Consider the following 15339-nt stretch of genomic DNA (forward strand, 5'->3'; position numbering starts at 1 on the left):
CGGAACGGAACAGGGGGGCGCGGTCAGACCGCGCGGCTCTGGCAGGTCACGCAGTGCCGGGTGTGCGGAAGGATCTCCAGCCGCTCCGGCGGGACGGGCTTGGAGCAGCCGAGGCAGATCCCGTAGGTTCCGTCGTCGAGGCGGGCGAAGGCCTCCTCGATCTCCGTGAGGGCGCGCTGGATGGCGTCCTTCTGGTTGGACATGAGGTGGTCGTCGGGACTCTGCCCGGTTTCGTCGAGGGCCTTGAGCTGGGCGAGGCGCGTGGTGCGGGCGTGTTCGAGGCGCTGACGGATCTCGTCGGCGGCGGGGTCGTCGGGGCGCAGCGCGGTGCGGGGCAGGTCGAGCGACACGAAAGGTCCTTCCAGGAGTTCGGAAGACGGACGGGTGATGCCCTTACCGTCGCCGTTTCCCCGCTCCGGGCCCATCGGGCGCGGTACCCATCTGTGCGGGGTCGGAGGACCCACCCGGTACGGCGTGGGTCCGGCGGGCCGCCGGAAATGGGGTGCGGGGCCCATGGACCGCGGGGGCCGGGGTCGTGCACGCTGACCGCTGTTCGCCGGGACCAGGGGGCCGCGGCCGCACCGGACGGCACGGTGACCGACAGTAGAGGCCGACGAGAAAGAGGAAGGCGTGACCTCCGTGTCCCTGTACTGGCGGATCTTCGGGCTCAACGCGGTGGTGCTGGGCACGGCCACCGCGCTGCTGCTGTGGGCTCCGGTGACCGTGTCGGTTCCGGTGCTCCTGACCGAGGCGGTGATCCTCGTGGGCGGCCTGGGCGTGATGCTCGTGGCCAACGCGGCCCTGCTGCGCATCGGGCTCGCCCCGCTGGACCGGGTGACCCGGCTGATGACCACCGTCGACCTGCTGCGTCCCGGTCAGCGTCTTCCCGTGCACGGCAGCGGTGTGGTCGCCGAACTCGTCAGGGCGTTCAACGCCATGCTGGAGCGGCTGGAGCGGGAGCGCGCCGCGAGCAGCGCCCGCGCCCTGTTCGCCCAGGAGACCGAGCGGCGCCGTATCGCCCAGGAGCTGCACGACGAGGTCGGGCAGAGCATGACCGCCATCCTGCTGGCCCTGAAACGGGCCTCCGACGAGGCGCCGGATCCGCTGCGCGGCGAACTCCGGCAGGTGCAGGAGATCACCCGGGAGAGCCTGGACGAGGTCCGCCGCCTGGTGCGCCGGCTACGGCCGGGCGTCCTGGACGACCTCGGTCTGGTCAGCGCGGTCACCTCGCTCGCCACCGAGTTCGCCACGCACACCGGGCTGCGCGTGGTGCGCCGCTTCGCCGCCGACCTGCCCCCGCTCGACCACGAGACCGAGCTCGTGATCTACCGTGTCGCGCAGGAGAGTCTGACCAACGCCGCCCGGCACGCCGGGGCGCGCAGCGTCGAGGTGAGCCTGCGCGGCGACGGCGAGCACGTCGTCCTCGAGGTGAGCGACGACGGCCGCGGCATCGGTGCCGCCCGCGAGGGTGCCGGGATCCGCGGGATGCGCGAACGGGCCCTGCTCATCGGGGCCACACTGGACATCACCCCCGTGACACCGGCCGGCACGAGGATCAGGCTGGCCGCGCCCGCCGTCAGGAAGCAGTCATGACCCACGACGTCCGTCCGACCACGATCAGGATCCTGCTCGCCGACGACCACGCCCTGGTGCGGCGCGGTGTCCGGCTCATCCTCGACCGGGAGCCGGACCTGGAAGTGGTCGCCGAGGCCGGTGACGGCGCGGAGGCGATCGCCATGGCCCGTACCCACGAGGCCGACCTGGCCGTCCTGGACATCGCCATGCCCCGGCTCACCGGTCTGCAGGCCGCGCGCGAGCTGGCCTCGGTGCGCCCCGGCGTGCGGATCCTGATGCTGACGATGCACGACAACGAGCAGTACCTGTTCCAGGCGCTCAAGGCCGGCGCGAGCGGTTACGTGCTGAAGTCCGTCGCCGACCGCGATCTGGTCGCCGCCTGCCGGGCGGCGATGCGGGACGAGCCGTTCCTCTACCCGGGCGCGGTCACCGCCCTGATCCGCAACTACCTCGACCGGGTCCGTGACGGTGCGGAGGCCCCCGAGCAGCTGTTGACGCCGCGCGAGGAGGAGGTGCTGAAGCTGGTCGCCGAGGGGCACTCGTCGAAGGAGATCGCCGAGCTGCTGTTCATCAGCGTCAAGACGGTGCAGCGCCACCGGGAGAACCTGCTGCACAAGCTGGGTCTGCGGGACCGTCTGGACCTGACCCGTTACGCCATCCGCGCCGGACTCGTCGAGCCTTGACCGCCGACCGGACGGGCCCGGCCGCCCGCCTTCCGCTCCGCGCCGGCGCGGCCGTCGCCGCCCTGGCCGCCGTCCTGCTGGCCCTCGCGCCCGGCTCCATCGACGGCGCCCGGCCCGTCCTGTCCGCGTCCGCGCCGGCCCTCGCGGCCCCGGAGGCGCCGGGGCCGCGTGCCACCGCGGTTCCGGCCCCGGCGCCGGCCCTCCCCGCGCCCGCCCTCCCGACGTCCGCGCCACCGGCCCCCGCCCTCCCCGCTCCCGCGTTCCACCCGGCCGACACCGGTCCGTACACCGACGACGCCTACGTCGGCACCGGCACCCTCCTCGTCAGGCCGCAGCGCGATGCCGGTGAGCGGACCGTGCCCGCCGGTCCGCTGCTCTTCACCCCCGCGCACACCCCCCGTGTCCCGCCCCGGCCGGCCCGCCCCGCACCGGTGTCCGGCCATGCCCCGGCCGGCACCGCGCACGTGCCGTCGGACCTCGGCCGGGCGCCGCCCGTGTCCTCCAGCACCTGAGGTCCCTTTTCCCTTCCTCATCTCCGCCGCGCCGTCCACCGGCCGCGGTGTGCCTGCTGGAGGCATCCGTGAAACGTCCCGCCCGCGTCAGGGCGTTGTTCGCGCTCGTCGTGATCGCCGTGTCCGTGTACATCGCCGTCACCGTCCCGGTCCGCCTGGGCCTGGATCTGCGCGGTGGCACCCAGATCGTCCTGGAGACCCGCTCCTCCCCCACCACCGAGGCCGACGGGGAGGCCACCGACCGCACCCTGGAGGTTCTGCGCGGCCGGGTCGACGCGCTCGGCGTCGCCGAACCCACCATCGTCCGCTCCGGTGAGAACCGGATCATCGTCGAACTGCCCGGCGTCCAGGACCCGCGCAAGGCCGCCGACGTCCTGGGCCGCACCGCACAGCTGTCCGTCCACCCGGTGCTCGGCGCCGCCACGGAGTCCGACAAGCCGAAGGACAAGGGCGAACGGATCCTGGCCGACGAGTCCGGTGAGCGGCTCCGGCTGGGCGCCGCGAGGCTCACCGGCCAGGACGTCGAAGGCGCCGAGGCCCAGTTCGACCAGCAGAGCGGCGCCGGCTGGCACGTCACCGTGGACTTCGAGGACGACAAGGGCTGGGCCGAGCTGACCGGCGGGGCCGCCTGCCACCCGGCCGGCGATCCGCAGCGCCGGATCGCGATCGTCCTGGACGACAAGGTCATCTCCTCGCCGCAGGTCGACCCGTCCGTCTCCTGCAACGTCGGCATCACCGGCGGATCCACCCAGATCACCGGCTCCTTCAGCAGCGACGAGGCCCGTGAGCTGGCGCTGCTCGTCGAGGGCGGTGCCCTGCCGGTGCCCGTCGAGACGGTGGAGCAGCGGACCGTGGGCCCGACCCTGGGCGCCGAGGCCATCGAGGCGAGCGCCTGGGCGGCCGTCATCGGCACGGCCCTGACGGCGGTCTTCATCCTCGTCGTCTACCGGCTCCTGGGCTTCCTGGCCACGCTGGCCCTGGCCTGTTACGGCCTGATCTCCTACGCCGCCCTGGCGGCGCTCGGCGCGACGCTGACCCTGCCGGGTCTGGCCGGTTTCGTCCTGGCGATCGGTATGGCCGTCGACGCCAACGTGCTGGTCTTCGAACGGGCGCGCGAGGAGTACGGCCGTCGCAGCCGGCCCAGCAGCCGCTCGGCGCTGACCGCCGGCTTCAAGGGCGCGTTCAGCGCGATCGCCGACTCCAACGTCACCACGCTCATCGCGGCGGTGCTGCTGTTCCTGCTCGCCTCCGGTCCGGTGAAGGGCTTCGGCGTCACCCTGGGCATCGGTGTCCTCGCCTCCGTGATCAGCGCACTGGTGGTCACGCGGGTGCTGGCCGAGTTCGCCGTGGCGCGCCGCTGGGTGCACCGCCGTCCCCGGATCACCGGTCTGGCCTCCATCGGCCGGGTCCGTGCGTACCTCACCCGCCGCGACCCGCAGCTGATGCGCCGCCCGCGCCGCTGGCTGGCGGTGTCCGCCCTCGTGCTCGTCGTCGCCGGCGCGGGCATCGCGGTGCGCGGGCTGAACTTCGGTGTCGAGTTCACGGGCGGCCGCCTGATCGAGTACTCGACCGGCACCTCCGTCGATCCGGACCGGGCGCGTGCCGCCCTGGCCGACGCGGGCTTCCCGCAGGCCGTCGTCCAGTCCTCGGGCGACAACCGGCTGACGGTGCGCACCGAGGAGCTGAGCAACGCCGAGGCGGTCGAGGTCGCCGATGCCGTCGCCGAGGTCGGCGGCGGCGCGGAGAAGGTCCGCGACGAGCTGATCGGCCCGAGCCTCGGCGACGAGCTGCGCCGCAACGCCCTGATCGCACTGGGCCTGGCCCTCGGCGCCCAGCTGCTGTACCTCGCCTTCCGGTTCCGCTGGATGTTCGGTACGGCGGCGGTCGCCACCCTGGCCCACGACGTGGTGATCCTCACGGGCGTCTTCGCCTGGCTGGGCAAGCCGATCGACGGGGTGTTCCTGGCCGCGCTGCTCACCGTGATCGGCTACTCGGTGAACGACTCCGTCGTGGTCTTCGACCGCGTCCGGGAACTGTGGGCCAAGGACCGCAAGGCGCCCCTGGCCCAGTCCACCAACCGGGCGATCCTGCAGACGGTGCCCCGTACGGTCAACACCGGTATCGGTGTGGTCTTCATCCTGGCCGCGCTGGCCGTGCTGGGCGGTGACTCGCTCACCGACTTCGCGCTCGCCCTGCTGATCGGCATGCTGGTGGGCACGTACTCGTCGGTCCTGACCGCCTCGCCGCTCGCCATCGAGCTCAGTGCGTACGGCGGCGACGGCGGTGGCGGCCGTGGTCGCGGCCGTGGTCGCGGACGCGGGCACGACGGTTCCGGTCCTGCGCAGTCCGGTGCCGGGCAGCGCGCGGGCCGGGCCGGGGCCACCAGCCAGGGGAAGTGACGCCGAGCGGTTCCCCGCCGGGGAGCCGCCGTGCACGCGGAAACAGCGCCGCCGGCCCCGGCCCCGGGGGCGGCGGCGCTGTGCGGCGGGCCGGGCGCCGCGGGGCTGCGGGCGGCTCCACGCGAGGGGCCCGCGCGGGGGTCTACGCCGCCGCCTCCGCGCTGCGTGCGTGGTCGCGGTCGTGGTCCCCGGGCCGAGGGGCGAACTGGGTGCGGTACAGCTCGGCGTAGCGGCCGTCGGCCGCCAGCAGCTCCTCGTGGGTGCCGCGTTCCACGATGCGGCCGGCCTCGATCACCAGGATGAGGTCCGCGGCGCGGACGGTGGACAGCCGGTGGGCGATCACGACCGCCGTCCTGCCCTCCAGCGCCTCCGTGAGCGCCTCCTGGACCACGGCCTCCGAGGTGTTGTCCAGGTGGGCGGTGGCCTCGTCCAGGATGACGACGCGCTGCCGGGCCAGCAGCAGCCGGGCGATGGTCATGCGCTGGCGTTCACCGCCGGAGAGCCGGTAGCCGCGTTCGCCGACCACCGTGTCCAGGCCGTCGGGCAGGGACCGCACCAGGTCGTCGAGGCGGGCCCGGCGCAGCGCGTCCCACAGCTCGGGCTCGCTCGCCTCCGGCCGGGCCAGCAGCAGGTTGGCGCGGACCGTGTCGTGGAAGAGGTGGCCGTCCTGGGTGACCATCCCGACGGTGTCGCGCAGCGATCCGGCGGTCAGGTCCCGGACGTCGACGCCGCCCACGCGCACGGCGCCCGCGTCGACGTCGTACAGGCGCGGCAGCAGCTGGGCGATGGTCGACTTGCCGGCGCCGGAGGAGCCGACGAGGGCGACGGTCCGCCCCGGTTCGGCGCGGAAGGAGATGCCGTGCAGGACCTCGGCGCCGCCGCGGGTGTCGAGGGAGGCGACCTCCTCCAGGGAGGCCAGGGAGACCTTGTCGGCGGACGGGTAGCCGAAGCGGACGCCGTCGAACTCGACGGACACCGGGCCGTCGGGGACCTCGCGCGCGTCGGGCTTCTCCCCGATGAGGGGCTTCAGGTCCAGCACCTCGAAGACCCGCTCGAAGCTGACCAGGGCGCTCATCACCTCCACCCGCGCCCCGGCGAGCGAGGTCAGCGGCGCGTACAGGCGGGTCAGCAACAGCGCCAGGGACACGACCGCGCCCGGTTCCAGGGTGCCGCGCAGGGCGAGCCGGCCGCCGAGTCCGTAGACCAGGGCCAGGGCGAGGGCGGAGACGAGGGTGAGGGCGGTGATGAAGACCGTCTGGGCCGTGGCGGTCCGTACGCCGATGTCGCGGACCCGGCGGGCGCGCTCCGCGAACTCCTCCGACTCCTGCTCGGGACGGCCGAAGAGCTTGACCAGGGTGGCGCCGGGCGCGGAGAAGCGCTCGGTCATCCGGGTGCCCATGGCCGCGTTCAGGGCGGCGGCCTCCCGCTGCATCCGGGCCATGCGGCGGCCCATGCGCCGGGCCGGGATCACGAACACCGGCAGCAGCACCAGGGCGAGCAGGGTGATCTGCCAGGACAGCGTGAGCATCACGGCGAGGGTGAGCAGCAGGGTGACCAGGTTGCCGACCACGGTGGACAGGGTGTTGCTGAAGGCCCGCTGGGCGCCGATGACGTCGTTGTTGAGACGGGAGACGAGCGCTCCCGTACGGGTGCGTGTGAAGAACGCGACCGGCATGCGCTGCACATGATCGAACACCGCCGTCCGCAGGTCGAGGATGAGGTCCTCCCCGAGCGTCGCCGAGAGCCGGCGGCCGAGGATGCCGAGGGCCGCCTCGACGACCGCGATCAGTGCGATGAGCAGGGCCAGGCGGACGACCGTGGCCTCGTCACCGCCGGACACGATCGTGTCCACCACACGTCCGGCGAGGACGGGCGTGGCGACGGCCAGCAGCGCGGTCGCCGTGCCGAGCAGGACGAACAGGGTCATACGGCGGCGGTGCGGGCGCGCGAAGGCGCCGATGCGCCGCAGCGTCGACCGTGCGAAGGGGCGGCGTTCGTTCTGGGCGTTCATGACACTGTGCAGCTGTGTCCACGCTGTGGTCTCCATGCTCATGAGAGGGAACCTAGAACCTCGAGCAAGGTAGAGGTCAAGAACGGCTCCTCGCCGCGCCGCCGGCCGCGCCCCGGCGGTAGGCCACGCCGTAAGCCGCCGTCCGGGCCGCCGCAACCCGCCGTTGGCGTGCGGCGGAGAAGCTCTGTGGACGTGACGCGGACGATCCGCCCGATCCTGTGTGTGCTGCCGCTGCTGCTCGTGGCCGTGGTCGCGGTGCGGCACCGGCCGGTGCTGGCCGAGGGCTTCGCCCATCTGGCCACCGCCCGGTGGCCCTGGCTACTGGCCGCGGCCGGCGCGACCTGTCTGACCTGGGTGGCCGCCGCGTGCACCCGGCAGGGCGCGGTCCTCGAACGGCTGCCCGGACGGCGGCTGCTGGCCGCGCAGTTCGCGGCGGGCGCGGCGAACCACCTGCTGCCGACCGGTCTGGGCGCGAGCGCGGTCAATCTGCGGTTCATGACGGTGTGCGGGCTGTCGCCGGTCCGCTCCTCGGCCGCGCTCGCGCTGTACCTGCTGGCGGAGTCCGTCGGCCGGGTGGTCCTGCTGGGTGCCCTGCTCGTCGCGTTCCCGGACGCGCTGCGGCTCGGCTCCCTGCTGCCCGAGGGGGCGTTCGGGCCGCTGCTGCTCGTGCTCGGCACGGTGCCGGTCGTCGCGGCGGTCGCGCTGGTGTCCGTACGGCGGCTGCGCACGGCCGTGCGGTCGTTCCTGCGCACCGCGCTGGGCGAGGCGCGGTCGGTGCACGCCCGGCCGTCCCGGGCGCTGGCGCTGTGGGGCGGGGCGCTGGCCTTCCCCGCGCTGCAGGCGACGGCGCTGGTGCTGGTGGGCCGGGCGCTGGGGCTGCCGGTGCCGCCCGCCCACATGGCGCTGGCGTACCTGGCGGCGACGGTCGCGGTCGCGCTGGTGCCCACGCCGGGCGGGCTCGGCTCGGTGGAGGCGGCGCTGGTCGTGGCGCTGGTGGCGGTGGGCGGTCCCGCCGCGGTGGCCACGGCGGTGGTGCTGGCCTTCCGGGCCGTCACGGTGTGGCTGCCGCTGCTGCCGGGTGCGGTGACGCTGGGCGTCCTGGTGCGGCTGAGGGTGATCTGAAGCGGCGCGGCGGGCGGTGAGCGGGCCCTCCGGGTCCGGACGGCGCGGTCGTTCGCCGACGCGCCGTGCGGCGGCCCGGGGGGCGGCGGGATCCGGACGGGGACGGTACGAACGGACCGCGCGGATACGGCAGGATGTGCGATCGTGCCGACCGCAGGTCAGAACGGGCCCGGCACACCGTACTTCCCGGAACTCGAGCAGGTGACGACACGTGACACGACTTCACATACGCCCGTCGGCCAGGGTGTTCGCCGGAGGTGAGCGGTGACCCGCGCGCTCACCGTGGACGATCTGGTGTACGCCGGCATCGCCCTCGCCGCCGGCCTGCTGGCGGCGTTCCTGCTGCGGATGCTGCTGCGCTGGCTCGGCCGGCACGCCGAACGCACCACCTGGCGCGGGGACGACGTCCTCGTGGACGCGCTGCGCATGATCGCGCCGTGGGCGGCGGTCGCGGCCGGCGCGGCCTCCGCGGCGGCGGCGCTGCCGCTGACCCGGACCGTGCAGCACAACGTCAACCAGACGCTGACGGTGCTGGTCATCTTCGCCGCGACCGTGTCGGCGGCGCGGGTGGTGGCCGGCCTGGTGCGCTCGGTCACCCAGTCACGCTCCGGCGTCGCCGGGTCGGCCACCATCTTCACGAACATCACCCGGATCCTGGTCCTGGCGATCGGTTTCCTGGTCGGGCTGCAGACCCTGGGCATCTCCATCGCCCCGCTGCTCACCGCCCTCGGCGTCGGCGGTCTGGCGGTCGCGCTCGCGCTGCAGGACACGCTCGCCAACCTCTTCGCGGGCATCCACATCCTCGCCTCCAAGACCGTGCAGCCCGGTGACTACATCCGGCTGAGCAGCGGCGAGGAGGGCTACGTCGAGGACATCAACTGGCGCCAGACGACCGTCCGCGAGCTGTCCAACAACCTGGTGGTCATCCCCAACGCGCAGCTGGCGAAGACGAACATGACCAACTTCATGCGTCCCGAGCAGCAGCTGACCATCCTGGTGCAGGTCGGGGTGTCGTACGACAGTGATCTGGAGCATGTGGAGCGGGTGACGACGGAGGTCGTCGCCGAGGTGATGACCGAGATCACCGGCGCCGTGCCGGAGCACGAGCCGGCGGTGCGCTTCCACACCTTCGGCGACTCCCGCATCGGGTTCACCGTGATCCTGGGCGTGGGCGAGTTCAGCGACCAGTACCGGATCAAGCACGAGTTCATCAAGCGCCTGCACCGGCGCTACCGCGACGAGGGCATCCGGATCCCGTCGCCCGCGCGGACGGTGGCGCTCCAGCAGGGCACGGTGGTCATCCCGCAGCAGCGCGGCACCGAGACGGAGCCGGGCGACATGACCACCACCACACCGATCTGACCGGGCCGCCGGCGCCGGCCGCCCCTCCGGCCACCGGCACACCTCCCCGCCCCACGGCCGCCCCGTCCGACCGCCCCGCCGGGCCGGCGGACGCCCCCGGCCCGGCACATCCGGTCCGGGCACCCGGCCGCGTGACCCGGCGGGCGGGCCGGCCGGGGCCGCCCGCCGGGGTCGTGGCGGGGAATTGCCCGGAAGTCGGTGCGGACCCCTGTCGAGCCGGGGTCGATCACGAGATATCTTGATGTCGAGCAATGTTGCAGACGTGGAGCGGAGCACCCGGTGACTGACTCGACCATCATCTATACGCACACTGACGAGGCCCCGGCCCTGGCGACGTATTCCTTCCTGCCGGTGGTCCAGGCGTACGCCTCGCAGGCGGGTGTCGCCGTGGAGACGCGCGACATCTCGCTGGCCGGGCGCATCATCGCCGTGTTCCCGGAGTACCTGACCGAGGACCAGCGCATCCCGGACGCCCTCGCCGAGCTCGGCGAGCTGGCCAAGACGCCCGCGGCCAACATCATCAAGCTGCCGAACATCTCGGCGTCGATCCCGCAGCTCAAGGCCGCGATCGCCGAGCTGCAGGGCCAGGGCTACGCGCTGCCGGACTACCCGGACGACCCGAAGACCGACGAGGAGCGCGAGATCCGCGCCCGCTACGACAAGGTCAAGGGCAGCGCCGTGAACCCGGTGCTGCGTGAGGGCAACTCCGACCGCCGCGCCCCCGCCTCGGTGAAGAACTACGCCAAGACCCACCCGCACCGCATGGGCGCCTGGACCGCCGAGTCGAAGACCAATGTGGCGACCATGGGCGAGAACGACTTCCGCTCCACCGAGAAGTCGGTCGTCATCGCCGAGGACGGCGCGCTGCGCATCGAGCTGGTCGGCGACGACGGCACGACCACCGTGCTGCGCGAGTCCGTCCCCGTCCTGAAGGACGAGGTCGTCGACGCCTCCGTGATGCGGGTCGCCGCGCTGCGCGAGTTCCTGACCGCGCAGGTCGCCCGCGCCAAGCAGGAGGGCGTGCTGTTCTCCGTGCACCTGAAGGCCACGATGATGAAGGTCTCCGACCCGATCATCTTCGGCCACGTGGTGCGCGCCTTCTTCCCGAAGACGTTCGCGAAGTACGGCGAGAAGCTCTCCGCGGCCGGCCTCACCCCGAACGACGGTCTGGGCGGCATCTACAAGGGCCTGGAGAACCTGCCCGAGGGCGCCGAGATCAAGGCGTCCTTCGACGCCGAGCTGGCCGAGGGCCCGGACCTCGCCATGGTCGACTCGGACAAGGGCATCACCAACCTGCACGTCCCGTCCGACGTCATCGTCGACGCCTCCATGCCGGCCATGATCCGCACCTCCGGCCACATGTGGGGCCCGGACGGCCAGGAGGCCGACACCCTCGCGGTGCTGCCGGACTCCTCCTACTCCGGCGTCTACCAGGCCGTCATCGACGACTGCCGCGCCAACGGCGCCTACGACCCGTCGACGATGGGCTCCGTCCCGAACGTCGGCCTGATGGCGCAGAAGGCCGAGGAGTACGGCAGCCACGACAAGACGTTCGAGATCCCGACGGCCGGCACCGTCCGTCTGGTCGACCAGAACGGCAACGTCGTCATCGAGCAGACCGTCTCCGCCGGTGACATCTTCCGCGCCTGCCAGACCAAGGACGCCCCGATCCGCGACTGGGTCAAGCTGGCCGTCACCCGCGCCCGCGCCACCGGCGCCCCGGCCGTGTTCTGGCTGGACGAGACCCGCGCCCACGACGCCAACCTGATCGCCAAGGTCAAGCAGTACCTGCCGGAGCACGACACCGAGGGCCTGGACATCAGGATCCTCAACCCGGTCGAGGCGACCAAGCTGTCGGTGGAGCGCATCCGCCGCGGCGAGGACACCATCTCCGTCACCGGCAACGTGCTGCGCGACTACCTGACCGACCTGTTCCCGATCCTGGAGCTGGGCACCAGCGCCAAGATGCTCTCCGTCGTCCCGCTGATGGCGGGCGGCGGTCTGTTCGAGACGGGTGCGGGCGGCTCGGCGCCGAAGCACGTGCAGCAGCTGGTCAAGGAGAACTACCTGCGCTGGGACTCGCTCGGCGAGTTCTTCGCGCTGGTGCCGTCCCTGGAGCAGTACGCGAAGACCACGGGCAACGCCCGCGCGCAGGTCCTCGCCGACGCCCTCGACCGCGCCACGGCGACCTTCCTCAACGAGGACAAGTCCCCGACCCGTCGCGTCGGCGGCATCGACAACCGCGGCAGCCACTTCTACCTGTCCCTGTACTGGGCGCAGGAGCTGGCCCGGCAGACCGACGACGCGGACCTGGCGAAGGCCTTCGCCCCGCTCGCCGAGACGCTCGCCGCGAACGAGCAGAAGATCGTCGACGAGCTGATCGCCGTCCAGGGCAAGCCGGCCGACATCGGCGGCTACTACCAGCCCGACCCGGCCAAGGCGTCCGCGGTCATGCGCCCGTCCGCCACGTGGAACGAGGCACTGGCGTCCCTGAGCTGACGCACACGGCCCCAGGGCTTCTCGTCCTCCGCCCCGACCGGCACACCGCCGGCCGGGGCGGAGCCCTTTCCGGGCGCGCCCTGTGCGTGCCCCGGCTCGTGACGGCCGTATGCCGTTCATGAACACCGCGTGTCGGCTCCGGCGCGACGCTGGAGACCGCGTCTCCCCCTGTGCTTACCTCGTGCCATGACCCTGCTCGTGACCCGCCGCCACGTCGACTACGCGCGTGTCACCACCATGGGTTGTCGCGCCGGGAGCTGACGCTCCGCCCCGGCCTTCCTCCTTATCCCACCGGCGTCCGGCCTCCGTGCCGTCGTCGGGGACGTCCGCCCGCGTGCCCCGGCCCGCCCGCGCGTTCCCGCACGTACGTCCGCGTCCCCGCGACGCCCGGCGCACCGCACTCGCACTCACGCCCGCATCCGCATCCGCACCTGGCACTGCGCACATCGCACGAGGAGCAGCACCATGAGCCAGCCCATCGACTCCGTCACCGCCGGTCACACGCCCGAGGAGACGCCCACCGGACCCGACACGTCGGCCTGGTCGTTCGAGACCAGGCAGGTGCACGCGGGTGCCGAGCCCGACCCCACGACCGGGGCCCGGGCCACGCCGGTCTACCAGACGTCCTCGTTCGTCTTCCGGGACACCCGGCACGCGGCCGACCTGTTCTCGCTGGCGGAGCCGGGGACCATCTACACCCGCATCCACAACCCCACCCAGGACGTCTTCGAGCAGCGGATCGCCGCCCTGGAGGGCGGGGTGGCGGCGGTGGCGCTGGCGTCGGGGCAGGCCGCGGAGACGCTGGCGGTCCTGACCCTCGCCGGGGCCGGTGACCACATCGTCTCGGCCGCCTCGCTGTACGGCGGGACGTACAACCTCTTCCGGCACACCCTGCCGAGGTTCGGCATCGAGGTCTCCTTCGTGGACGATCCCGACGACATCGACGCCTGGCGGGCGGCCGTCCGGCCGAACACCAAGGCGCTGTTCGCCGAGACGCTGGGCAATCCGCGGGGCAACGTGCTCGACGTGCGCGCGGTCGCGGACGCGGCGCACGGGGCGGGCGTGCCGCTGATCGTGGACAACACGGTGCCCACCCCCTACCTGCTGCGGCCGCTCGAGCACGGCGCGGACGTCGTGGTGCACTCGGCGACGAAGTTCCTCGGCGGGCACGGCACCACGATCGGGGGCGTGGTCGTGGACGGCGGAACCTTCGACTTCGGTGCGCACGCCGAGCGGTTCCCGGACTTCACCGAGCCCGACCCCAGCTACCACGGGCTGCGGTACTGGCCGGCGCTCGGGCCGGGCGCCTTCGCGGTCAAGCTGCGGGTGCAGCTGCTGCGCGACCTGGGGCCGGCGATCTCCCCGCACTCGGCGTTCCTGCTGCTGCAGGGCGTGGAGACGCTGAGCCTGCGCATCGAGCGGCACTCGGCCAACGCGCAGGCCCTGGCGGAATGGCTGGAGCAGCGCGACGAGGTCGCGGCGGTGCACTACCCGGGCCTGCCGTCCAGCCGCTGGTACGGCGCCGCGCGGACGTATCTCCCCCGCGGCGCGGGCGCGGTGGTCTCCTTCGAGCTGAGGGACGGCGTCGAGGCGGGCAAGCGGTTCGTGGACGGGGTGGAGCTGTTCAGTCACCTCGCCAACATCGGCGATGTGCGCAGTCTGATCATCCATCCGGCGTCCACGACCCACAGCCAGCTGAACGAGGAGCAGCTGGCGGCCACCGGGACCGCGCCCGGCCTGGTGCGCCTGTCGGTCGGCATCGAGGGCCTCGCCGATCTCAGGGCCGATCTGGAGGCCGGATTCCGCGCGGCCAAGGGGGCCTCCTGAACACCGTCGCGGCCACCGGAACACCGGTCCCCCTCCCGCCGGCCACCGGGGCCTGGCGGGAGGGGGACCCGCCGGGGCGGCGCCGGTGGCACGCGCTCGGCACCCCTCTGCGGCTGGAGGCGGGCGGTGAACTCCCCGGGGCGAAGCTCGCGTTCGAGACCTGGGGACGGCCGGCGCCGGACCGGTCCAACGCCGTGCTGGTGCTGCACGCGCTCACCGGTGACAGCCACGCGGCCGGACCGGCGGGGCCCGGGCATCCCACGCCGGGCTGGTGGGACGGGCTGATCGGGCCCGGGCGGGCCCTCGACACCGACCGCTGGTTCGTCGTCGCCCCGAACGTGCTGGGCGGCTGCCAGGGCAGCACGGGACCGGCCTCGCCGCGGCCCGGCACGCGACGGTGCTGGGGCGGTGCGTTCCCGTACCTGACCGTGCGGGACCAGGTCGCCGCGGAGGTCCGGCTGGCCGACGCCCTCGGCATCGGGAAGTGGGCGCTGGTGGCCGGCGGTTCGATGGGCGGGATGCGGGCCGTGGAGTGGGCGGTGTCGTACCCGGAGCGCACGGACGCGCTGCTGCTGCTCGCCACGACGGCCGCGGCGAGCGCCGAGCAGATCGCCTGGGCCACCCTCCAGCTGCACGCCGTCCGCGGCGATCCGCACTGGCGGGGCGGCGACTACCACGACACCGGCCGCGGCCCGCACGCCGGGCTGGGGCTCGCCCGCCGCATCGCCCACGTCACCTACCGCAGCGAGCCGGAGCTGTCCGCCCGGTTCGGCCGTGCGCCCCAGGGCGCGGAGGACCCGTGGCGCGGCGGCCGCTACCAGGTCGAGTCGTATCTCGACCACCACGCGGCCAAGTTGGTCCGGAGGTTCGACGCGGGCAGCTACGTGGTGCTGACGGAGGCGATGAACGGCCACGACGTGGGGCGCGGCAGGGGCGGTGTCCGCGCCGCCCTGCGCCGGGTGACCGCGCGCACGCTGGTGGCCGGCGTCGGCTCGGACCGCCTCTACCCCCCGGCCCAGCAGGCCGAACTGGCCGCGCACATCCCCGGCGCGGACCGGCTCCGGGTCCTGGAGTCGCCGTACGGACACGACGGCTTCCTCATCGAGACGGAGCAGGTCGGCGCCCTGGTGCGCGAGGTGCTGCGGTAGGCGGCCCCGGGGCGGCCCACCGGTCGCGGGCGGCATCGGCTCCTCCACGCCGGGGGCGGTCCGGGCGGGGGCGCGGAGCGCGGTCAGGTCGGCGGGGCGGTCCTCGGCTCCGGTGTCGTGTCCCGGTGTGCTGTCCCGGGGTCCGGTCTGTGCGGGGGGCGTTGTCAGTGCCGTGTGGCATCTTGATCACGCCGTTTTCCA

At 73.4% G+C, this 15339-nt stretch carries 11 protein-coding genes; 9 read left to right on the forward strand and 2 right to left on the reverse strand.

Annotated features, from left to right (window positions below):
* Positions 1-23 precede the first annotated feature (23 nt).
* Positions 24-350, reverse strand: coding sequence for a TraR/DksA C4-type zinc finger protein (locus RIM90_RS14420; protein ID WP_309061086.1), 327 nt, complete (start codon positions 348-350; stop codon positions 24-26).
* Between the two features lie 289 nt (positions 351-639).
* Here RIM90_RS14420 and RIM90_RS14425 point away from each other — a divergent pair, with 289 nt between their 5' ends.
* From RIM90_RS14425 to secD, 4 genes are all read left to right on the forward strand, one after another.
* The gene (locus RIM90_RS14425) at positions 640-1593 is read left to right on the forward strand and encodes a HAMP domain-containing sensor histidine kinase (protein WP_309061109.1); all 954 of its coding nucleotides are present in this window, start codon (positions 640-642) and stop codon (positions 1591-1593) included.
* Positions 1590-2258 carry a response regulator transcription factor gene (locus RIM90_RS14430; protein WP_309061087.1) on the forward strand — a complete coding sequence of 223 codons (669 nt, stop codon included), beginning with the start codon at positions 1590-1592 and terminating at the stop codon, positions 2256-2258. The genes RIM90_RS14425 and RIM90_RS14430 overlap by 4 nt, the downstream gene beginning before the upstream one ends.
* Positions 2255-2770, forward strand: coding sequence for a hypothetical protein (locus RIM90_RS14435; protein WP_309061088.1), 516 nt, complete (start codon positions 2255-2257; stop codon positions 2768-2770). The genes RIM90_RS14430 and RIM90_RS14435 overlap by 4 nt, the downstream gene beginning before the upstream one ends.
* 68 nt (positions 2771-2838) lie before the next feature.
* A complete protein-coding gene (gene secD, locus RIM90_RS14440) occupies positions 2839-5169 on the forward strand; it encodes a protein translocase subunit SecD (protein WP_309061089.1) in 2331 nt (776 codons plus the stop codon).
* A 142-nt stretch (positions 5170-5311) separates the two neighbouring features.
* Here the strand turns inward: secD and RIM90_RS14445 are convergent, their stop codons facing one another.
* On the reverse strand, positions 5312-7222 hold the full coding sequence (locus RIM90_RS14445) for an ABC transporter ATP-binding protein (protein ID WP_309061090.1): 1911 nt from the start codon (positions 7220-7222) through the stop codon (positions 5312-5314).
* A gap of 180 nt (positions 7223-7402) precedes the next feature.
* On the opposite strand from RIM90_RS14445, the gene RIM90_RS14450 reads away from it, so the two are divergent.
* From RIM90_RS14450 to RIM90_RS14470, 5 genes are all read left to right on the forward strand, one after another.
* A complete protein-coding gene (locus tag RIM90_RS14450) occupies positions 7403-8302 on the forward strand; it encodes a YbhN family protein (protein WP_375165446.1) in 900 nt (299 codons plus the stop codon).
* Between the two features lie 264 nt (positions 8303-8566).
* On the forward strand, positions 8567-9664 hold the full coding sequence (locus tag RIM90_RS14455) for a mechanosensitive ion channel family protein (protein ID WP_309061092.1): 1098 nt from the start codon (positions 8567-8569) through the stop codon (positions 9662-9664).
* A gap of 279 nt (positions 9665-9943) precedes the next feature.
* Complete coding sequence (locus RIM90_RS14460; protein ID WP_309061093.1) at positions 9944-12163, forward strand: NADP-dependent isocitrate dehydrogenase; 2220 nt, start codon at positions 9944-9946, stop codon at positions 12161-12163.
* Between the two features lie 465 nt (positions 12164-12628).
* Positions 12629-13990 (forward strand): bifunctional o-acetylhomoserine/o-acetylserine sulfhydrylase, encoded by a 1362-nt coding sequence (locus RIM90_RS14465; protein WP_309061094.1) that lies wholly within the window; start codon positions 12629-12631, stop codon positions 13988-13990.
* Positions 13987-15138, forward strand: a complete 1152-nt coding sequence (locus tag RIM90_RS14470; RefSeq protein WP_309061110.1) for a homoserine O-acetyltransferase — start codon at positions 13987-13989, stop codon at positions 15136-15138. The genes RIM90_RS14465 and RIM90_RS14470 overlap by 4 nt, the downstream gene beginning before the upstream one ends.
* Positions 15139-15339 lie beyond the last annotated feature (201 nt).

Source organism: Streptomyces sp., assembly GCF_031181555.1.
In the GTDB taxonomy this organism is placed as follows: domain Bacteria; phylum Actinomycetota; class Actinomycetes; order Streptomycetales; family Streptomycetaceae; genus Streptomyces; species Streptomyces fimbriatus.

What these genes read in the sequence shown, in the direction of transcription:
- RIM90_RS14465 (WP_309061094.1), top strand. Translation starts at nt 12,629, where the DNA reads ATGAGCCAGCCCATCGACTCCGTCACCGCCGGTCACACGCCCGAGGAG.
- RIM90_RS14445 (WP_309061090.1), bottom strand. Translation starts at nt 7,222, where the DNA reads ATGAGCATGGAGACCACAGCGTGGACACAGCTGCACAGTGTCATGAAC.
- RIM90_RS14430 (WP_309061087.1), top strand. Translation starts at nt 1,590, where the DNA reads ATGACCCACGACGTCCGTCCGACCACGATCAGGATCCTGCTCGCCGAC.